This is a genomic window from Salinirubellus litoreus, from assembly GCF_037335815.1.
GTDB lineage: Archaea > Halobacteriota > Halobacteria > Halobacteriales > Haloarculaceae > Salinirubellus > Salinirubellus litoreus.
This window is the reverse complement of sequence record NZ_CP147841.1, coordinates 1491130-1508750: the sequence shown is the minus strand read 5'-3', so window position 1 is coordinate 1508750 and position 17621 is coordinate 1491130. Positions and strand designations below refer to the sequence as shown.

General features: G+C 68.6%; 23 protein-coding genes. 8 read left to right on the top strand and 15 right to left on the bottom strand.

The genetic code is table 11. The annotated features are described in order from the left end of the window. Positions 1-142: 142 nt before the first annotated feature. Positions 143-1345 carry an NAD(P)/FAD-dependent oxidoreductase gene (locus tag WDJ58_RS07295; RefSeq protein WP_338916993.1) on the top strand — a complete coding sequence of 401 codons (1203 nt, stop codon included), beginning with the start codon at positions 143-145 and terminating at the stop codon, positions 1343-1345. 138 nt (positions 1346-1483) lie between these two features. Here the strand turns inward: WDJ58_RS07295 and WDJ58_RS07290 are convergent, their stop codons facing one another. From WDJ58_RS07290 to WDJ58_RS07280, 3 genes are all read right to left on the bottom strand, one after another. Beyond that, positions 1484-1636, bottom strand: coding sequence for a hypothetical protein (locus WDJ58_RS07290; RefSeq protein WP_338916991.1), 153 nt, complete (start codon positions 1634-1636; stop codon positions 1484-1486). 462 nt (positions 1637-2098) lie between these two features. Beyond that, the gene (locus WDJ58_RS07285; protein WP_338916990.1) at positions 2099-2629 is read right to left on the bottom strand and encodes a YybH family protein; all 531 of its coding nucleotides are present in this window, start codon (positions 2627-2629) and stop codon (positions 2099-2101) included. Between the two features lie 206 nt (positions 2630-2835). After that, positions 2836-3153, bottom strand: coding sequence for a pyrimidine/purine nucleoside phosphorylase (locus WDJ58_RS07280; RefSeq protein WP_338916989.1), 318 nt, complete (start codon positions 3151-3153; stop codon positions 2836-2838). Between the two features lie 326 nt (positions 3154-3479). Between WDJ58_RS07280 and WDJ58_RS07275 the strand changes: the two genes are divergently transcribed. Then, the gene (locus WDJ58_RS07275; RefSeq protein ID WP_338916988.1) at positions 3480-4283 is read left to right on the top strand and encodes a creatininase family protein; all 804 of its coding nucleotides are present in this window, start codon (positions 3480-3482) and stop codon (positions 4281-4283) included. A 29-nt stretch (positions 4284-4312) separates the two neighbouring features. Here the strand turns inward: WDJ58_RS07275 and WDJ58_RS07270 are convergent, their stop codons facing one another. Both WDJ58_RS07270 and ddh read right to left on the bottom strand, forming a co-directional pair. After that, on the bottom strand, positions 4313-4600 hold the full coding sequence (locus WDJ58_RS07270; RefSeq protein ID WP_338916987.1) for a hypothetical protein: 288 nt from the start codon (positions 4598-4600) through the stop codon (positions 4313-4315). Positions 4601-4676: 76 nt separating this feature from the next. Then, positions 4677-5633, bottom strand: a complete 957-nt coding sequence (gene ddh, locus WDJ58_RS07265; protein WP_338916986.1) for a D-2-hydroxyacid dehydrogenase — start codon at positions 5631-5633, stop codon at positions 4677-4679. A gap of 140 nt (positions 5634-5773) precedes the next feature. Between ddh and WDJ58_RS07260 the strand changes: the two genes are divergently transcribed. The 3 genes from WDJ58_RS07260 (at position 5774) to WDJ58_RS07250 (ending at position 7810) form a co-directional block, all read left to right on the top strand. Continuing rightward, positions 5774-6697, top strand: coding sequence for an EamA family transporter (locus WDJ58_RS07260; protein ID WP_338916985.1), 924 nt, complete (start codon positions 5774-5776; stop codon positions 6695-6697). Between the two features lie 64 nt (positions 6698-6761). Further along, positions 6762-7472: an AzlC family ABC transporter permease gene (locus WDJ58_RS07255; RefSeq protein ID WP_380660435.1), complete on the top strand. Its 711-nt coding sequence runs from the start codon at positions 6762-6764 to the stop codon at positions 7470-7472. Beyond that, positions 7472-7810, top strand: coding sequence for an AzlD domain-containing protein (locus tag WDJ58_RS07250; RefSeq protein WP_338916983.1), 339 nt, complete (start codon positions 7472-7474; stop codon positions 7808-7810). The genes WDJ58_RS07255 and WDJ58_RS07250 overlap by 1 nt, the downstream gene beginning before the upstream one ends. 45 nt (positions 7811-7855) lie before the next feature. Here the strand turns inward: WDJ58_RS07250 and WDJ58_RS07245 are convergent, their stop codons facing one another. Then, entirely contained in the window at positions 7856-9079 is a 1224-nt protein-coding gene (locus WDJ58_RS07245; RefSeq protein WP_338916982.1) for an MFS transporter, read from the bottom strand. Between the two features lie 92 nt (positions 9080-9171). Here WDJ58_RS07245 and WDJ58_RS07240 point away from each other — a divergent pair, with 92 nt between their 5' ends. Beyond that, a complete protein-coding gene (locus tag WDJ58_RS07240) occupies positions 9172-9975 on the top strand; it encodes an SDR family NAD(P)-dependent oxidoreductase (protein ID WP_338916981.1) in 804 nt (267 codons plus the stop codon). 20 nt (positions 9976-9995) lie between these two features. On the opposite strand, the gene WDJ58_RS07235 is transcribed toward WDJ58_RS07240, so the two are convergent. Further along, positions 9996-10979, bottom strand: coding sequence for an agmatinase family protein (locus WDJ58_RS07235; RefSeq protein ID WP_338916980.1), 984 nt, complete (start codon positions 10977-10979; stop codon positions 9996-9998). A 112-nt stretch (positions 10980-11091) separates the two neighbouring features. Between WDJ58_RS07235 and WDJ58_RS07230 the strand changes: the two genes are divergently transcribed. Beyond that, positions 11092-11322, top strand: a complete 231-nt coding sequence (locus tag WDJ58_RS07230) for a hypothetical protein (RefSeq protein ID WP_338916979.1) — start codon at positions 11092-11094, stop codon at positions 11320-11322. 34 nt (positions 11323-11356) lie between these two features. Here the strand turns inward: WDJ58_RS07230 and WDJ58_RS07225 are convergent, their stop codons facing one another. From WDJ58_RS07225 to WDJ58_RS07205, 5 genes are all read right to left on the bottom strand, one after another. Further along, positions 11357-11812 carry a DUF302 domain-containing protein gene (locus WDJ58_RS07225; RefSeq protein ID WP_338916978.1) on the bottom strand — a complete coding sequence of 152 codons (456 nt, stop codon included), beginning with the start codon at positions 11810-11812 and terminating at the stop codon, positions 11357-11359. Between the two features lie 436 nt (positions 11813-12248). After that, entirely contained in the window at positions 12249-12716 is a 468-nt protein-coding gene (locus tag WDJ58_RS07220) for a DUF4112 domain-containing protein (RefSeq protein WP_338916977.1), read from the bottom strand. Between the two features lie 100 nt (positions 12717-12816). After that, entirely contained in the window at positions 12817-13491 is a 675-nt protein-coding gene (locus WDJ58_RS07215) for a CPBP family intramembrane glutamic endopeptidase (protein WP_338916976.1), read from the bottom strand. Between the two features lie 4 nt (positions 13492-13495). Beyond that, on the bottom strand, positions 13496-13849 hold the full coding sequence (locus WDJ58_RS07210) for a DUF5789 family protein (protein WP_380660431.1): 354 nt from the start codon (positions 13847-13849) through the stop codon (positions 13496-13498). 222 nt (positions 13850-14071) lie between these two features. Next, a complete protein-coding gene (locus tag WDJ58_RS07205; RefSeq protein WP_338916975.1) occupies positions 14072-14728 on the bottom strand; it encodes a trimeric intracellular cation channel family protein in 657 nt (218 codons plus the stop codon). Between the two features lie 228 nt (positions 14729-14956). Between WDJ58_RS07205 and aspS the strand changes: the two genes are divergently transcribed. Continuing rightward, positions 14957-16261 carry an aspartate--tRNA(Asn) ligase gene (gene aspS / locus WDJ58_RS07200; RefSeq protein ID WP_338916974.1) on the top strand — a complete coding sequence of 435 codons (1305 nt, stop codon included), beginning with the start codon at positions 14957-14959 and terminating at the stop codon, positions 16259-16261. A gap of 6 nt (positions 16262-16267) precedes the next feature. On the opposite strand, the gene WDJ58_RS07195 is transcribed toward aspS, so the two are convergent. From WDJ58_RS07195 to WDJ58_RS07185, 3 genes are all read right to left on the bottom strand, one after another. Next, positions 16268-16819 carry a hypothetical protein gene (locus WDJ58_RS07195; RefSeq protein WP_338916973.1) on the bottom strand — a complete coding sequence of 184 codons (552 nt, stop codon included), beginning with the start codon at positions 16817-16819 and terminating at the stop codon, positions 16268-16270. Then, complete coding sequence (locus WDJ58_RS07190) at positions 16816-17118, bottom strand: UPF0175 family protein (RefSeq protein WP_338916972.1); 303 nt, start codon at positions 17116-17118, stop codon at positions 16816-16818. The genes WDJ58_RS07195 and WDJ58_RS07190 overlap by 4 nt, the downstream gene beginning before the upstream one ends. 79 nt (positions 17119-17197) lie before the next feature. After that, on the bottom strand, positions 17198-17425 hold the full coding sequence (locus WDJ58_RS07185; protein WP_338916971.1) for a DUF6684 family protein: 228 nt from the start codon (positions 17423-17425) through the stop codon (positions 17198-17200). Between the last annotated feature and the right edge of the window lie 196 nt (positions 17426-17621).

Here is a 17621-nt window from a genome sequence, read left to right as displayed (position 1 = left end):
AAAAGGGGCGCGTGATCGACCGGACCGGCGGTGTCGGGCGATCCCGTACGCCGGGGCCACACGTCCTCGGCGACCGGGATTCGGTGACCGAGCCGCCGACCCGGAGGGAAAGCCTCAATCCGGGATCGTCCGTACCCCGGCCATGGAAACGGGACCCGGACTCCCCGAGCGGACCGACGTCCTCGTGGTCGGCGGGGGGATCGTCGGGACCGCGACGGCGTACTTCCTCGCGACCGAGAGCGATCTAGACGTCGCGCTGGTCGAGCGCGACGGCATCGCGGCGGGGTCGACCGGCGACTCCTCGGCGATCCTCAGACACCACTACGGTCCGGACGCGATCTACACGCGGATGGCGAAGTGGAGCCACCGCTTCTACCGCGAGTTCGAGGCCGAGACCGGCCAGCCGCTCGCCCACGCCGAGAGCCCGCTGGTCAGGTTCGCCGCCGAGGGGACCGACGGTGCCGAGTACGTCGCGGCCGGCGAGCGGGTGCTCCGCGAGGAGGGGCTGCCGGTCACGCGCTACGAGGGCGAGGAACTTGACGGACGATACCCGATGTACGACGGCCTCGACGAGTTCGACTTCGCCGTGAGCGACGACAGCGCGGGGTACTCGGACGGGACCGACGCGGCGGGCGGGCTCGCCCGCGCCGCGAGCGAGGCGGGTGCGACGGTCGTCACCGGGATCTCCGTCGAGTCCATCGAGTCCGAGGACGGTCGGGTCGTCGGCGTCGAGACGGACGCGGGTCGCGTCGACTCCGAGTCGGTCGTCGTCGCCGCCGGGCCGTGGACGCCCCGGCTCGCCGAGACGGTCGGCGTCGACGTCCCGATCACCCCAACCCGCGAGCAGGTGATCGTACTCGATCCCCCCGAGTCGTACGTCGAGGCGTACCCCGACCTCACGCCCACGACGAGCGTGCCCGGCGGGGAGTGGTACCTCCGGCCGGACTTCGGCGGGGGCGTCCTCGTCGCCACGCACCGCTACACCGAGGAGGTGGATCCCGACGACTACGACGGGGCCCCCGACGAGTCGACGCTGCTCGAACTCACCGACCTCGTCGCCGGGTCGATCCCCGAACTCGCCGAAGCGGGGGTCAGAGGACGGTACTGCGGGGTCTACTCCGTGACCCCCGACCACGACTTCGTCGTCGACGAGGCGGGTCCGTCGGGGTGTTTCCTCGCGTGTGGCTTCTCGGGACACGGGTTCAAACACGGCCCCGCGGTGGGGCGCATCCTCCGTGATCTGGTCGTCGACGGGGGAACCGACCTCGTGGACGCCTCGTTCTTCTCGCTCTCGCGCTTCGAGGACGATTCGACGGGTCACGGCCTCCCCGCGGACAACGTCTGACCCGTCGCCTACCCGTCTACCGTCTGATCGCTCCCCCGACACGACTGGGCGATATGGGTTGTCCGCTTCATGCGGAGTATGTGCACAGCATACACCGAGTCGCTGGAAGCCCGTGGCACGTTCCCGGATCGATCGTAGTCACATTATAGCTGTCAGAATATCGAGTGCGAGGTCAGCGTGCCCCTTCTCGATCAGTACCTGAAGCTCGGTTTCCTGCTCCGGAGTAAGCTTCCGCTGACGGCGAAGCTCGGCGACCAGGTCAGTCGTCTCACGAACAGCCCACTCACTCATTACGATCGAAAATTGCTGGCTGACTACGTACCCATTCCGTTGATTTCTTCTTTTAAAGAACCATCGGCGAATCGGGTGACATCGGCCCCTCGAGGAGCGATCCTTTCGACTGCACTCTTCACGATCGATCCGCGCTTCATCGCCACCGGTAGCGTGAGGACTTACCTCGCCCCGTAGACGCGCCCTGTATGCGGTACAACTTCCATCGATCTATTCGGAGTCCGTTACAGTAGCGTTTCGAAGTCCGTACTCACAGGTAGGTGGAACGCCCCGTCCGGAGCGTCTCATCGGTTCCGAACGCTACTATAGGAGACGTCTGCTGCATACAGGGGGTGGAGGGTGCATCTAGCACGGCCGCCACCGACTGTGGAGGCTCCGTCACGACTCGACGGTGAATACATGCTATCTACTCGGTAGGGCGGCACGGTCGTCGAATCGGCACGTCGAGCGTTCGTGGGTCGCTCAGGCGCCCATGTTCGCCACTTTCTCGGCGAACTCGGTGTCGAGATCGGCGTGGTGGTGGACGACTTTCCACTCGCCGTTCTCCTTCCGGTAGACGTTGGTCGCCCGGCCTTCCAGGGAGATCGGTTCGGCCCCAAAGGTCATCGACGCCGACTCGGTGCAGAGTTCGTACGCACTGTTGCCGATGACGCGGATTATCTGGTCCGTGCGAGTGACCGTACCATCCGCACTCGATGACGCGACTCCCTCCCACGACTCCCTGACGGCGTCCCAGCCCTCCTCCCGTCCACCGATCGGGTGCATGGTCGTCACGTCGTCCTCGTGTGACCAGATGTCCGCCATGGAACCGGCGTCCCCGTTCGCCATCTCTTCCAGTGCGCTGTAGAACTGGTCGGATGCAGCTCGGACGTCCGCTTCAGCCGTGACGTGTTTTGAAGACATTACGAACCTCACGCTACGGACGACCCCCGAGTATATATACTGTATATATAAATAATTCTTTTTAGACAGATTTGTCGGACGTTCGATCACTCTACGGCGCGAATCTCACGACCGACAGATCCTGCCGGTCTCGGTCCTGGTCCGGAGATCGATCTCCGTGTGGTTCGGTCACAGACCGTCTGCACGGCTTCGGATGCAAGACCCGCGCCCCCTATCCGGTACGACTACCGGGTACTGCCACTTCCCGACGATTCCGGCAGAGTCACCGGACCGCGCTCCGGCCTGCTCCGGTCGAGTCAGCCGTACCGGCAGAGGTAATCGACCACCTCGTCGGTCGAGATGACGAACCGGCTCGCCCCCGGCACGGAGAACGACTCACCGACGCCGACCTCGATTTCCGAGCCGTCCGGGAGTTCGACCGTCGCGCTCCCGGCTAGCAGCTCGATCTCCTCGTTCTCGTCCGTCTCGAACTCGTACTCGCCGGGGAGGATGATCCCGAGCGAGACGTGCGTCCCGTCGGCGGTGTCGAGTTCCCGGCTCGTCACCCGCCCGCCGTAGTAGACGTTCGCCGCCTTGCGGACCGTCGCGCCCTCGAACCGCTCGTCGTCGGGCATATCCACCGGATCGACGGACGTGCTGTTAAGCTCTCCGTTCACCCTGCCGAGCGCCGACGCCCCCTGCCAGTCGGTCCACGGGCCGTGCTCGTCCGCCTGCTACACGCGCGGGGAGAGAGGCCTTCGGCCGGTACGCCGGCGGCACGGATCCGGTGGAGACTCCCTCCCATCGCCGTCGATAGTCGAACGGTTTCCGGCTCCTCGCCCCCGCGAGCGTCTCCGATAACGCGCTACGCTCCGGCCGTCCCCCCGTCCGTTCGCCGTTGCGCCTCTCCGGGCTCCCGATCGGGGAGGGAACTAAGCCGCCACGTCACGCCGCTTCGATCATGACCGGAGCACCCGACGTCGACCCCGAGCCGCCCTACCGCCTCGCCGAGATGACCTGGCCGGAGGTCGAGGCCGCCGTCGAGCGGTCCTCGACGATGCTCCTCCCGGTGGGGAGCACCGAACAGCACGGCCACCACCTCCCGCTGGGGGTCGACGTCTACATGCCCGAGGCGATAGCCGAGCGGGTCGCGGAGCGGACGGGCTGTCTGCTCGCGCCGCCGATCTGGTTCGGCGTCAGCCCCCACCACACGTTCAAACCGGGGACGTTCACCGTCGAGAGCGAGACGTTCCAGCGCTACGTCCGGGACGTCTGTGTCTCCGCGGGCGAGTGGGGCGTCGAGAGCGTCCTCCTCCTCAACGGGCACTACCTCGCCCAGGATCCCGAACTCGACATCGTCGTCCGGGAACTCACCACCGAGCACGATCTCCGGGCGTTTCACGTCCCGCTCGTCTCCGTCTTCGAGGACGCCGCCCGCGAATCCCGGGAGAGCGCGGTGTCGTTCCACGCCGCCGAGTTCGAGACGGCCTGTATGCGCTCGCTGTTCCCCGAACTCGTCCGTATGGACCGCGCCGAGCGTGTCGACCCGCCCGACAACGCCCTGCCGCTCACCGACTACGACGCCTACGGCGACAACAGAGTCGGGTGGGCGCTCTCGGCCGACCGGATGGACGAACTCACTCCGGCGGGTCACATCGGCGACCCGACGGTCGCCACGGTCGAGACGGGCGACCGGCTGATCGAGGAGGCCGTCGATAACGTCTCGGGGCTGGTCGGGGCACTGGCGGGATCGGCTGGGGAATGACCGGGGGTCGTCCCGGGTTCGGCGGCCGGCTACGGCGACTCGCGCTCCAGCATCGACTGCGAGGCGTCCGTTCGTCTGACCCGCCGGAGGTCGGCGGCGCTCCGGTCGTACCCCAGCCAGACGCTGAGGGCCGACGCGACGACGAGCATGTATACGGGAAAGAGGACGACCAGCGTCACGCCGACGAGGAACGGCGACAGCACCTCGAACCAGTAGAGCAGGGCGAGGCCCGCGAGCGCCCCGGCGGCCGCGGCGCGGACGCCGGTCCTGAAGGCGCGGTCCGCGGCCGGCCCGGGCGATTTCCTCGACGCTTCCATCACGAGGTGTTGTCCGCGCACGATCATAAGCGAACGGGCTGCGATGGTCGGCACGACGGAACGGCCCGTTCGGGGCTCAGACCACCCGGTTCCGCGGTTCCTCGCCCGCGACCAGCCGCTCGACGTTCCCCCGGACGAGCGCCGCGACGTCCCGGTAGAACCCCCAGTTGGCCACCGCGGCGTGTGGCGTGACGATCACCTCGTCCATCCCCCAGAGCGGGTGATCGGCGGGGAGCGGCTCGGTCTCGAAGACGTCGAGCGCCGCGCCCGCGACGGTCCCCTCGCGGAGCGCGGCGACGAGCGCGTCCTCGTCGACGACCGCGCCGCGGGCGACGTTGACGAGTAACGCGTCGTCCCGCATCCGTTCGAGTTCGCGCTCGCCGACCATCCCCCGTGTCTCGTCGGTCAGCGGCACACAGAGCACCACGAACCGGGAACCTTCGATCGCCGCCTCGAACTCGTCGGGGTGGTAGACCCGCTCGACACCCTCGACCGGCTCGGGCGAGCGGCGGACGCCCACCACCTCCATCCCGAGCGCGGCGCATCGCTTCGCGACCGCGCTCCCCACGGTGCCGAGGCCGGCGACACAGACCCGCTCGCCGGGGAGCGTGAACGCCGCGTCCCACTCGGGGAACTGCCACTCGCGCTCGTGCTGGTTGGCGGCGAACTCGTGGAGCCGCCGTGCGAGCATCAGCATCAGCCCTATCGTCGTGTCCCCGACGCTGTCGCCGTGCAGGCCGGTGCTGTTCGTCAGGATCGTCCCACGGGACTCGTAGGCGTCGAGCGGGAACCCGTCGACACCGGCCTGGGTCGTGTGGATCCATCCGGGATCGGTCTCCAGCAGGTGGGGCTGGTGGGTGAACGTGACGAACGCGTCGCAGGTCGCCGGGTCGGCGGCTCCCGAGTCCTCGCCGCCCTCGACGCCGTCGACGGGGACGACCTCCGGTCCGACGCCCGCGAGTTCTCCGGCGAACGCCTCGAACGGGAAGTCGATGCCGGTCGAGTCGTGGACGCCGATCCGGTCGATTGACATACCCCGGCGGGCGGCGGGCCGGGGTATCAACGTTCGGTCTCGTGCCGGGACGGTCGGTCGTCGTCGGGTCGTCGTCCCCTCCGCGGGGCCGAGCGGGGGAGGATCCACAGGGCCAAGTACCGGCCCGGAGAGTCCCGGTCGTGTCGCTCGCGTTCCCGGGAGTCGCCGCCGGCGCGCTCCTCGCCGCCCTCGCCGCCCTCGGCTGGGCGGGTCAGTACGTGTTCATCAGGCTCGGCACCCGGACGGGATCGGTCACGGGGGCGATGCTCGTCTCGCTCGCCTGTAACGTCGCCCTCGTCGTCCCCGCCGTAGCGGTGCTCTACTACCCCGGTTACGGGCTCACGCTCGGATCCGTGGCGGCGTTCGCGGGCGCGGGAATCGCCGGGTCGGTCCTCTCTCGCGTGGCCCAGTTCGAGGCCACCCGGACTATCGGGGCCTCGCGGACCGCCCCCGTCGTCTCCTCGACCGCGCTCGTCTCCGCGCTGCTCGCCGTCGTCTTCCTCGACGAGACGCTCACGGGACCGCACCTCGCTGGCATCCTGCTCATCGTCGGGGCGGTGGCGGTCATCTCGCGCGAGACGGCCCGCGAGGAGGCCCCGGGGTCGCTCGCCGATGCGGGGGCGTACCTCCTGCTCCCCGTGCTGGCGGCGCTCGCGCTCGGCGTCGAGCCCATCCTCCTCAAACTCGGCTTCGCCGCGGGGACGCCCACGTTCGTCGGCCTGGCGGTGATGCTCTCCGCGGCCGCGGTCGGCTACGCCGCCTTCGTCGTCGCCCGGGACGGCCTCCCGTCCCGTGGGTCGCTCTCTGGCGTGCGCGGGGACGCGAACCTCCGATGGTACCTCGGCGCGGGCGTCGCCGGGACGCTCGCGCTGGTCGGCTACTTCGCGGCGCTGGCCGTCGCGCCCGTGGTCGTGGTCGTCCCCATCCTCCAGGCCGCACCGCTCCTCGTGGTGGGGCTCTCGGCCGTCTTCCTCCCGCGCGGGCTCGAACGGGTGACCCCGCGGCTCGTCGTCGCCGCGGCCGCCGTCGTCGTCGGGACGGTCGTGGTCTCGCTGTCGGGGTGAGGCCCGTCGTTCACCCGCGACCGCCCCCCACCTGCTCCCGCGGGTACCTGGTTTCCCAACCTTCATGCGGGGACCGTCGGACCCCGACCGTATGGACGTCTCGCGTTCGGACCTCGTCGCCGGGCTCCGGGACGTCGTCCCCCTGCTGCTGACCGAACTCCCGTTCGGGGTGGTCGTTGGGGCGGCCGCGGTCGAGGCGGGCGTCCCGGCGACGGCCGCCGTCGGGGCGTCCCTCCTCATCTACACCGGCGCGGCCCAGCTCGCCGTCTTCGACCTCCTGGGGCGCGGAGCGCCGCTGGCGGTCGTCGGGCTCACCGGGCTCGTCATCAACCTCCGCTACCTGATGTACAGCGCCTCGCTCGCCCAGCACCTCCGGACGCTCCACCGTCGCTCGCGCTGGACGTTCGGCTACCTCCTCACGGATCCCGTCTACGCCCTCACCGTCGGGGCGTTCGCCGAGCGCTCCCCCCGTCGAGCCGCGTGGTACTACGTCGGCGCGGCCGTCCCGATGTGGTTCGCCTACCAGGGCGGGACCCTCCTTGGCATCCTCGTCGGGACGAGCCTCCCACCCGAGCTGAACGTGGGGTTCGCGACGCCGCTGCTCTTCCTCGCGCTGCTGGCCCCGACGATCGAGGACCGTCCGTCGGCCGCCGCCGCGGGGGTCGGTGGGATCGCCGCCGTCGCCGGCGCGGGGCTCCCGCTCGAACTCGGCCTCCTCGTCGGGTCGCTCGTCGGCGTCGCGGCCGGCCTCCTCGCCGAACGGGGGTGGTCGTAGTGGTCTCGCTCTCCCCCGCGCTCTGGGCGCTCGTCGTCGGTCTCGGTCTCGTGACGCTCGCGCTCAGGCTCTCGTTCATCGAGGCGTTCGCGAGCGCCGAGGGCGTCCCCCCGAACGTCCGGAGCGCGCTTCGGTACGTCCCGCCCGCGGTGCTCGCCGCGCTCGTCCTCCCCTCGTTCCTGCTCGTCGACGGCTCGCTCGCCGTCGGTCCCGGCAACGACCGGCTGCTCGCCGGAGGGGTCGCCGCCGTCGTCGCCTGGCGGACGGGGAGCGTCCTCTGGACGCTCGTCGTGGGGATGTTCGCGCTCTACCTCCTCCGGAGCGGACTCCCGATCTGAACGGCCACCCGACACGGTACTGCGGGAAGGTCTGCCGACGGGCGGTCACCGCCCGCTCACGATCCGCTCGAAAAGGAGTCCCCAGACGCTCATCCCCAGCGCGATCGCCCCGAGTACGAGGAACGCGCCGTCGAACCGACCGGCGTCGGCGAGCAGGCCGACCGTCGGCGGCCCGGCCGCCCCGAACGCGATGTAGCCCGTCCGGAGGAGGCCGAACCCGCTTCCCCGTATCTCGGGGGGGAGCGCGGCGAGCCCCGCGGCGTTGACCGGCGGCATCGCGCCGAGCAGACAGCTAAGCAGGAGCACGACGACGACCAGCGCCGGAAGCGACTCGACGACCGTCAGCAGGACGAACGCGGGGACGCTCACCCCCACGAACGCGGCGATGGCGACCCGGTTGCCCAGTCGGTCGGCGACGACCCCCGAGAGGAACTGTACGCCGATGGCGCTCGCGAAGAAGAGGCTGAACAGCGTCGCCGCCGTCCCGGGTCCGACCCCCTTCTCCGCGACGAGGTACGTCGGCAGGAACCCCGTCACGCTCTGGTAGAGGAACATGTTGACCGCGAGCAGCGCGGTGACCGCCAGCACGCGGGGCGTCCGGATCGCCGCCGCGACCTTTCGCATCGTCCGCCGGAACGACTCGTCGCCGGCCTCGGTCGAGGCCCGTCGCGGGACGACGATCCAGAGCCCGACCGCCGAGACGAGTAGGAGGGGAACCAGGTAGCCGAACCCCCACCGCCAGCCGAGGTAGACGCTGACGAGTCCGGCACCGGCCGACAGCACGACGTTCCCGACGTTCCCGGCGGCCTGGCTCAGGCTGATCGCGGTCGTCTCCATCCGGTCGTACACCGCCGAGATGACGGTGAGGCGGGTCGTCCCGTAGAGGCCGGTCCCCAGACCCAGGAGGACGGTCGCCAGGACGAACAGTCCGAGGGTGTCCGAGAGGACGATCGCACAGACGGCACCCAGCGTGAGGACGACGCTCCCGGCGAGCACCAGTCGCTCGCCCACGGCGTCGGCCAGCGCCCCGCCGGGGAACTGCAACAGCGCGTACGTCGTCCACAGGAGGCCGATGAACCCGCCGGCGGTGGCGTTGTCGACGCCGAACTCCGCGGTCACCTGCGGCAACAGCGCGGGGTAGACCACTCGCACGCCGAGCGTGAGGAACCAGCCGAGCGAGACAGCCAGCAGGAGCCACCCCGACCCGTCGCGCCGGAGGTCTGTCGCGATGCCGGCGACGGCCGACCGGGCGCGGGAGACGTTGCCCATCCAGGACGGAGGTCCCGAGGCGGCGCCATATACTTTGACGTCCCGATGGCGTGCGGGGACAGAACTAACCCGACCCGGCGAGAGCGCCCGCCATGACCGGCAGACTCGAAGGGGACACCGCCATCGTCACGGGGTCGAGCACCGGCCTCGGCGAGGGCATCGCGCGGCGGTTCGCCGCCGAGGGAGCGAACGTCGTGACGAACTCGCGGTCCCTAGAGCGGGCCGAGTCGACCGCCGAGGCCATCCGTGAAGCGGGGGGCACCGCCGTCGCCGCCGAGGCCGACGTGAGCGAGAAGGCCGACGTGGAGGCGCTGGTCGACGCCGCGATCGACGAGTTCGGGAGCCTCGACGTGATGGTCAACAACGCGGGGACGACCGTCGAGAAGCCGCTGTTCGAGCAGACGCCCGAGGACTGGCGGCACGTCCTCGATATCAATCTCACGGGCACGTTCTTCGGCTCGCAGGTGGCGGGAAAGGGGATGGTCGAGCAGGGAGCGGGCGGACAGATCGTGAACCTGTCGAGCATGTTCGGTTCGATCGGCGTTCAGGGCCGGGCCCCGTACAACGCGACGAAGGGGGCGATCGAGAACCTGACCCGGAACCTCGCCGTCGAACTCGCCGAGCACGACGTCTGTGTGAACGCGCTCGCGCCCGGATACGTCAGGACGGATCTCGCGGCCGCGCCGTGGGGCGAGGAGGCAAAGGAGCACGAGTGGCCCTACTACGGGTACAGCGAGGAGCACGTCCGCAATCGCACGCCACTGGGACGGTTCGGCACGCTGGAGGAGGTCAACGAGTGCGCGACGTTCCTCGCGGCGGGCGGGCACTACACGACGGGGGAGGTGCTCCACAACGACGGCGGCTGGCTGGCGTTCGGCTGGGGGAGCAAGGGCTGACACGCGAGCCCCCACCGCGTTCAGCCGAGGAACTTCGACTCGAGGAACCGGACGACGGCGTTCGCGCCGAGCCGCTGTGTCGACTCCGTGGGATCGAGTTTCGGCGCGACCTCCATCAGGTCCATCGCGCCGATGGCCTCGCACTCGCCCAGTCGATCCATCGCCCGGAGGAGGTCGTCGCTCGTGAGCCCGCCCGGCTCGGGCGTGCCGGTTCCAGGGGCGTAGGCGGGGTCGACCCCGTCGATGTCGACGGTGAGGTAGACGTGATCGACACCGTCGGTCGCGTGGTCGATCGCGTCCTCGATGCAGGCCTCGATACCGCGCTCGCGGACGTCGGGCGCGTAGTCGACGCGGATGCCCCGGTCCTCGACGAGATCGGGGAACTCGGGGCCCTCGTACCCCCGGATGCCGATCATGGCGTGGTTCTCGTAGCCCCCGTGTTCGGAGTCGTCGATGCGAGCCATCGGGGAGCCGTGGAAGTGTTCGCCGTAGAGCGCGCTCGACTCGACCGTGTCGCTGTGGGCGTCGATGTGGATCAGCCCCACGTCCTCGCCGACCGCGCGGGCGTAGCCGACGAACGACGGGTAGGTGACGTAGTGGTCCCCGCCGAGCACGACCGGGAACGCCCGCTCGGCGACCGTCTCGACGGCGGCGACGATCTGCGGCCGGGTCCGTTCGATGCTCGTGGGTACGGTGGGAACGTCACCGCAGTCCCGTATCGTGAGGTCGTCGTAGCTGACCGTGGTGTCGGTTTCGACGTTGTGGACGCCGCCCTTGTACCCGCCGAGGTAGGCGTACCAGGCGCTCGCCTCGCGGAGCGCCTGCGGGCCGAACCGCGCGCCCGGCTGACGCGAGACGGCCCCGTCGAACGGCACCCCCAGAACGCCCACATCGACGTCCTCGCCCAGCCCGTCCGGCGGGCAGTGCTCGGCCTTCAGGAACGTCTGGACGCCCGCGAAGGAGAGTTCGGGGAGCGATTCGAGGTCCCGTGTGTCATCGGACATACCACCACCACTCGGATGGATCTGATAAACTGTCGGGGCGAGGGGACGCGACCCGGCACGCCGACGGCTCCCGACGCGGTAACATTTAGTGGTCTACTGCCGACGCCGAGCTATGTTGCCGCTACAGGTCCCCGGTGGACCGGAACTGATCCTCATCGCGCTCAACCTCCTCGTCCTCCTCGCGGTACTCCTCGGGATCCTCGGGGGGATCGGCTTCTTCCTCCTCCGGATGCGGAGCGGCGGCGACGTGGAGGAACGACTGGATCGAATCGAGCGAAAGATCGGCGGTCTGGAGGCGCGGGTCGAGGACCTGAACGAGCGCGTGTCCGAACTCGAGGAGTAGGGTCGACCGGCGGCTCACCTCGTCGCCGGACCGCTCACTCCGCCGCAGTATCGAGGTTCGCCCACGCCGCCTCGACCATCTCGCCGGTCTCGGCGACGATGTCGGCCATCGTCTCGTCGTCGGGGGCCATCCCGACGAGCCTGGCGATCTTCATGATCGAGACGTGGTAGACGGTCTGGACGCCCGGCTCCTCCTCCCAGACCACGACGTTGCAGGGGAACAGCCCGCCGATCCGCATCTCGGAGGCGTCGAGCGCCCGGTCGGCCATGTTCGGGTTGCACGCCCCGAGCACGTAGTACGGCTCCCGGTCGGCGTCGACCTTCTCGTTCAGGAGCTCGGAGGGGGAGAACTCCGTGGCGACGCCGAACCCCGCGTCGGTGAACGCCTCCCGGACGTGCTCGATCGCCGCCTCGTGATCCATTCGGAGTGTCGCGCGCTTCTCGCCGATGTCCTCGGAACCGAGTACCGACGGGTCTATATTGAGACTCATGCACAATACTCCGTTCCGACGGATCAAAAGCCTACCTCCGTCGTGCGCCGTGGGCTATCTTTCTTCAAGGAGAGAATCCCACCGTTTACGGCGGGCGTGAATCCGACAATTCCTCCACGGACCACGTTCTGACGCTAATATGGATATTTAAGTAACCTCACATCGTAGCATGACGTACACCGAGGCGGTCTCACCGCCACCTAAATGCACAATATCGGGACTCCGAGAACCAGAATGTTCGAGACACCCTCTCGAACCGCTGTGGTGTCTCGGTCAAGATAACTCCGAGTCCCCTGCCGGGGATAGGAGTAACGGCGGTGTGGCCCCGCCATCGGCTCGTCATGCCGACGAGTCGTCAACCAGTAAATATCCCAAACCAGCGGTGCGGTGCCGTGGGAAGCCCCGTCGTTTACGACGGGGAGGAGGTCACCCGGTCTTACTGTGAGGGTGCCTCGATCTCGATGGAGACGCCCTCGTCGTCCTCGTCGGTCTCCCAGCGCTCGCGCTCCGGGTCGTAGCCGAGGTCCCGGAGTGCGAGTTCGAGGTTCCGCTTGTTCGACTTGAAGAACGCGTCGAACAGCACGCCCACGTACGGCACCGATCCGCCGCCGACGTCGAGGGCGACGTTGGCGAGCATCCGCACGAGGGTGGAAAAGGAGACGCCGAGGTACGCCGATTCGAGGACGATGTACAGCCCGACGCCGCCGCTCACCACGTCACCGACCACCGGCACGGCGCTCACGAGCGGATCGATCCCGAGCCGAATATCGGTCCCGGGGACACCCACGCTCTCGTCGAGCAGGTAGGCGACCACGCGCAGTCGCTCGACGGCCGCCTCGTCGACCGACTCCGGCAGCGTCCCCCCGAAGCCGGTCTCGAACGCCGCGTCGAAGCTCTCGTCCATACCTCTTCGTTACGCCCTGTCCGGGATAAGTCCCGTGCCGGCGCACGCCCCGTGACGACGCCCCCCTGCGTTCCGACGCCCACGGCTCGATGTCGCACGGTCACAGCGGCACCGGCACCCACGACAGCCACCGGAGGACCGCCTCGGGCGCGAAGAGGGGGTCGTGGAGCACCAGCCAGTCGAGCAGCGCGAGACCGCCGCCGTGTGCGACGACCGAGGGGAGGATGGAGTCGCTCTCGTAGTCGACGAGCCCGAACAGCACGTCGGTCGGCCCCGAGAGCAGGAGTTCGATGGGTGGCTTGCCGATGTGGTGGAACGCGTAGATGACGGGGCTGACGAACGCGGCCTTCCGCCCGAGGTCGCGGATCCCCACACAGAGCAGACCCCGGTAGTACGTCTCGGCGGCGATCACGATCACGAACTGCTGGAGGGCGTGGGGGAGGTACCCGTCGAGGCTCCCGCCCCACATCGGGTAGAACGCCCGGACGCTCGGGAGCGCCGAGCCGACGACGTAGAACGGGAGGACGAACAGCGCGAGGAGGACGGTGTTCCGAACCGCGCGGCGGTCGACCCGCCAGCCGAGCCGGCGACCGTGGGTCGCCGCGAGCGTCGCCGGGAGGAGGATGTAGACGACGACGTCCTTCAGCATCCGGGCGGTGAGCCCCCTCGTTTCCCAGCCGGTCCAGACGGCCGCCAGCAACAGGCCGAACAGGAGCGCCCGCTGGATCCAGGTTACCCTGCCCAGGCGGGTCCTGACGGCCGAGGCGACCGACATCCGTTCACTCGTCGTCCGCTGTGTCGGCCTCCTCTTCCTCCTCTTCGCCGATGGTCGGAACCTCACGCTCGCCGTCGGTCGTCGGGACCGGGCCGGTTCCGACGGCGTCCTCGACGGCGTCGACGAGCGCCTGGCGCGTGTCGAAGTAGGTCTCGTCGATACCGTCGAGGACGTCCCCGAGCTCCTGTGGGCCGCCGGGCGTCCTGATGGTCGTCTCCCCCTCGCGGCGGATCACCTCGCTCCGCTCGATGCCGTAGAACAGCCGCGAGGCGACACGTGCGAGCGGCGCGCCCTCGACGGGGTCGCCCTCGCCGAGTTCGACGATGGGCCCCGAATCCTCCTCGTCCTCGTCTGCCATGGACGGGCCTATCGGAGCGCGGCGATTAACGCTTTCTGTTGGCCCTCGCAGGGTGGGCGGGTATCTCGGCCCGTTCGACCGGAAAGAGATCCTCGACGGCGCGACGAGCGGGGAGGGTGTATCCCGGGGGCCTCGTCAAGTCACCCATCGCTCCACGCCGAAACGGTCGCTCGGTCGACGTAGCGGGCCGAACGCGAACACCGTCCGCCGCCCGTGACCGGACTACTCCCTCGGTAGTTCCAGGTTCTGGACCGTCGGCAGGGTCCACCCGTAGGTGACCGCGGCCAGCCGGGTCACGACGGTCACCGCCGCACACACCGCGGCGGCCGTACTCCCGGTTGCCCCCAGCGCTCCCGCTATCCAGTAGGCGCTCCCGCCCAGGACCGCACAGGTGGCGTAGAAGTCCTCGAAGAGCACGAACGGCGACCGGTCGAGGAGGATGTCCGCGAGCGCGCCACCGCCCACGGCGTTGATCGTCGCGATGGCGACGACACCGAACACCGATACGCCCGCCCCGGTCGCGACGATCGCGCCGGTCGTGGCGAAGGCGGCGAGCCCGATGGCGTCCGAGACGAGCGTGATCGGATGCGTCTCCGGGGAGGTGAAGACGACGCTCAGCGCGATCGCCAGCCCGACCCCGAGCAGTCCCAGACCGATCTCGATCGGGGACTGGAGCACCAGCGGAACCCGTGCCACGAGGAGGTCGCGGGTCGCCCCGCCGGCGAACGCCATCGCCAGACCGACGATGGTGACACCGAGCAGGTCGAACCCCTCGCGGATCGCCTTGGACGACCCGACGAGGGCGAACGCGACCAGCCCGACCGTGGTCATCGCCGTAAATGGATCACCGAACAGCACCGCCAGGAGGTTCTGATCCATTCGCCCGTCCTAGGGGAACGGCCCCCTTGAGTGCTCCGAGCCGCTCTTATCGGGGATCGACGGCCTCTCACGGCGGTAACTTCCCCGTCCGTCCGTGACCCCCTGGACGGAAGCAGGGGTCGGCACGCGCGTCCCCACCGAGTCCGACTCCGGAGACCCATCACGGCACCGGGGTCTCGACGGAGCCGGATGGGTGGATTTTAGGAGCGACTCCGAGTAGTCGACGGTATGGAAGGCCGAACCTACGCCGCGGACGCGGAGCCCGGTGACACCGTCACGGTGGCCGGGTGGGCCCACGAGATACGCGACCTCGGGGGGATCGCGTTCCTGATCGTCAGGGACACTTCCGGGAGGATACAGGTGAAGTTCGAGAAGGACGAGATGGACGACGACCTCGTCGAGACCGGCACCGACGTCTCCCGGGAGTCGGTCGTGACCGTCACCGGCTCCGTCGAGGAGGAACCCCGCGCTCCCACGGACGTCGAGATCGTCCCCGAGAGCGTCGAGGTGCTGGCTCCCGCCGAACCCGAACTCCCGCTCGACCCGTCCGGGAAGGTCGACGCCGAGCTCTCGACCCGGCTCGACAACCGCACGCTCGACCTGCGGCGCGAGGAGGCCAAGGCGATCTTCGAGATCCGCGCCGAGGTCCTGCGGGGCGTCCGCGAGTACTTCCGGTCGGTGGGCTGTACGGAGATCAACACGCCGAAGATCGTCGCCACCGGAACCGAGGGGGGCACCGAACTCTTCCCGATCACCTACTTCGGCCGCGAGGCGTTCATGAACCAGTCCCCCCAACTATTTAAACAGCTGATGGTTGGCTCGGGGCTGGAGCGGGTGTTCGAGATCGGCCCGATCTTCCGCGCCGAGGAGCACAACACCCCGCGACACCTGAACGAGGCGACGATGATCGACTTCGAGTCGGCGTTCGTCGACCACCACGAGGCGATGGACGTCTGCGAGGGAACCCTGAGGGCGGCCTACGAGGCCGTCGAGGAGAATTGCGGGGAACAGCTCGAGACCCTCGGGTTCGCCGAGGAGTTCGATGTCCCCGAGGAGGCGTTCCCCCGGCTCACCTACGAGGAGGCGATCGAGCGGGTCAACGCCACGGGCGAACTCGACGAGTTCCTCGGGTGGGGCGACGACCTCTCCACGGAGGCCGAGAAGGCCCTCGGCGAGGAGATCGGCGGGCACTACTTCGTCACCGACTGGCCCAGCGAGATCAAGCCGTTCTACATCCAGGACTACGACGACGACCCCGACCTCTCGAAGGGGTTCGACCTGATGCACCCGCGGATGGAACTCGTCTCCGGTGGCCAGCGCGAGCACCGCTACGAGGAACTGGTCGCGGGGTTCGAACAGCAGGGGCTCGACCCCGACCAGTTCGAGTACTACACCAAGATGTTCAAATACGGGATGCCCCCCCACGCCGGCTGGGCCTACGGCGTCGAGCGGCTCGTCATGACGATGCTCGACCTGCCGAACATCCGTGAGGCGGTGCTGTTCCCGCGGGATCGCCAGCGTCTGAGTCCGTAGATCCCGTCAGTCTTCGTCCCCGTTCTCTCGTGTCGCGTCCTCGATCAGCCTGTCCGCTCTCCCCCGGAGTTCGCCGGTCATGTGGAGGCCGCGACTGTCGAGTCGCCTGATGAGGTCCTTTCCTTCCTGTTCGGTGAGTCGACCCTCCGCAACTGTCCGGACGACGATCCCGATGGTGCCAGTGACGCGGGCTCCGAGGCCCTCCGCCACGGTACGGAGGCGGCGGTCGTCGGAGACGATCGCAACGTCTACTTCCTTTCTCCGTGATTGGATGACCTTGGTGATTATCGCGACGTCACCGTTTACCGTCTCCTCATCGAGGATCCGCTTCGCTTCTTCCTTTGCGTCCTTCGCTTCCTCCAGTAGGTCGCCGAGCCCGACGATAAGAACGTCCGTCCGTTCGATCCGTTCGGAGAGATTACTTCTGGCTGGCTCAGTGGTGACCTCCTGATTAACGGGAGTCAAGAGCCAAAGCTCACCGTCGAACGAGGTCAACAGATCAAGCTCCCCGATCTCACCTAGCGCGATGAGCGTCGTCGCGTCGAGGAAGATCTTCACAGATCGAGCGCGGTGTCCGCGTCGCGTTCGAGGTCCTCGGGGCTCAGTTGAGTCGTGAGGTTCCGCTCGCGGGCGATCCCCAGCCACTCCCCTAGGCTCACGCCAGCGATGCGTGCGGCCTGCTTGACCGACACCTCCCCCGTCTGGTACCGCTCGATGGCCCGCCGGACCCGCAGGTCGTGCAGTCCCTCCGAGAGCGCCTTCCGGATGACTGAGCTCTTGTCCTCCCCGAGCATCTCGGCGACCCGCTCCAGTTCTTCGGCCTCCTCGTCCGGGAGCCGCGCGCTGATCGAGGGCATGTGTCACGTTGTACTACAGCGTAATCGCATATAAGCTCTCGCCGCTTACGACGGGAGTTAGCCGAGTTATCCCGCCGGCTCAGGCGCTCTCGGCTTCGTCCCGCTGGATGACCCGTCCCGCGACGTAGGTCACCACCACCAGTATCGCGAGCGGGAACAGGGTGAGGAAGTGCGTGATGAGGATCGGGAACGGGTCCCAGCCCCACGGGTTGAACGCGATGAACAGGAGGCTGAAGAATCCGAGTATTCCGATCGGGATGACGTTGACGACCAGGTCGAGCAGCGTGTCCCTGTCGAGTTCGGTCATGGTTGTCGTGTTCCCGCTCCGGCCCCGGCTATCGGTGCCGGCGTCGGCCGGGCGGCGCTCGTCCCCAACCACGCGCGTCCAGCGCGAAGTAGCGGCTGCCTGCAACCGCAGGGGGAAGCTCGCTCCGGCCTCGTGCCGTGGGAGCACCCCTCCGGAGGGGATCCAACGATCCGAGCTAGGTAAACACTCAGATTTA

What these genes read in the sequence shown, in the direction of transcription:
- WDJ58_RS07295 (WP_338916993.1), top strand. Translation starts at nt 143, where the DNA reads ATGGAAACGGGACCCGGACTCCCCGAGCGGACCGACGTCCTCGTGGTC.
- WDJ58_RS07290 (WP_338916991.1), bottom strand. Translation starts at nt 1,636, where the DNA reads ATGAGTGAGTGGGCTGTTCGTGAGACGACTGACCTGGTCGCCGAGCTT.
- WDJ58_RS07280 (WP_338916989.1), bottom strand. Translation starts at nt 3,153, where the DNA reads ATGCCCGACGACGAGCGGTTCGAGGGCGCGACGGTCCGCAAGGCGGCG.
- WDJ58_RS07275 (WP_338916988.1), top strand. Translation starts at nt 3,480, where the DNA reads ATGACCGGAGCACCCGACGTCGACCCCGAGCCGCCCTACCGCCTCGCC.
- WDJ58_RS07270 (WP_338916987.1), bottom strand. Translation starts at nt 4,600, where the DNA reads ATGGAAGCGTCGAGGAAATCGCCCGGGCCGGCCGCGGACCGCGCCTTC.
- ddh (WP_338916986.1), bottom strand. Translation starts at nt 5,633, where the DNA reads ATGTCAATCGACCGGATCGGCGTCCACGACTCGACCGGCATCGACTTC.
- WDJ58_RS07255 (WP_380660435.1), top strand. Translation starts at nt 6,762, where the DNA reads ATGCGGGGACCGTCGGACCCCGACCGTATGGACGTCTCGCGTTCGGAC.
- WDJ58_RS07245 (WP_338916982.1), bottom strand. Translation starts at nt 9,079, where the DNA reads ATGGGCAACGTCTCCCGCGCCCGGTCGGCCGTCGCCGGCATCGCGACA.
- WDJ58_RS07240 (WP_338916981.1), top strand. Translation starts at nt 9,172, where the DNA reads ATGACCGGCAGACTCGAAGGGGACACCGCCATCGTCACGGGGTCGAGC.
- WDJ58_RS07235 (WP_338916980.1), bottom strand. Translation starts at nt 10,979, where the DNA reads ATGTCCGATGACACACGGGACCTCGAATCGCTCCCCGAACTCTCCTTC.
- WDJ58_RS07230 (WP_338916979.1), top strand. Translation starts at nt 11,092, where the DNA reads ATGTTGCCGCTACAGGTCCCCGGTGGACCGGAACTGATCCTCATCGCG.
- WDJ58_RS07225 (WP_338916978.1), bottom strand. Translation starts at nt 11,812, where the DNA reads ATGAGTCTCAATATAGACCCGTCGGTACTCGGTTCCGAGGACATCGGC.
- WDJ58_RS07220 (WP_338916977.1), bottom strand. Translation starts at nt 12,716, where the DNA reads ATGGACGAGAGCTTCGACGCGGCGTTCGAGACCGGCTTCGGGGGGACG.
- WDJ58_RS07215 (WP_338916976.1), bottom strand. Translation starts at nt 13,491, where the DNA reads ATGTCGGTCGCCTCGGCCGTCAGGACCCGCCTGGGCAGGGTAACCTGG.
- WDJ58_RS07210 (WP_380660431.1), bottom strand. Translation starts at nt 13,849, where the DNA reads ATGGCAGACGAGGACGAGGAGGATTCGGGGCCCATCGTCGAACTCGGC.
- WDJ58_RS07205 (WP_338916975.1), bottom strand. Translation starts at nt 14,728, where the DNA reads ATGGATCAGAACCTCCTGGCGGTGCTGTTCGGTGATCCATTTACGGCG.
- aspS (WP_338916974.1), top strand. Translation starts at nt 14,957, where the DNA reads ATGGAAGGCCGAACCTACGCCGCGGACGCGGAGCCCGGTGACACCGTC.
- WDJ58_RS07190 (WP_338916972.1), bottom strand. Translation starts at nt 17,118, where the DNA reads ATGCCCTCGATCAGCGCGCGGCTCCCGGACGAGGAGGCCGAAGAACTG.
- WDJ58_RS07185 (WP_338916971.1), bottom strand. Translation starts at nt 17,425, where the DNA reads ATGACCGAACTCGACAGGGACACGCTGCTCGACCTGGTCGTCAACGTC.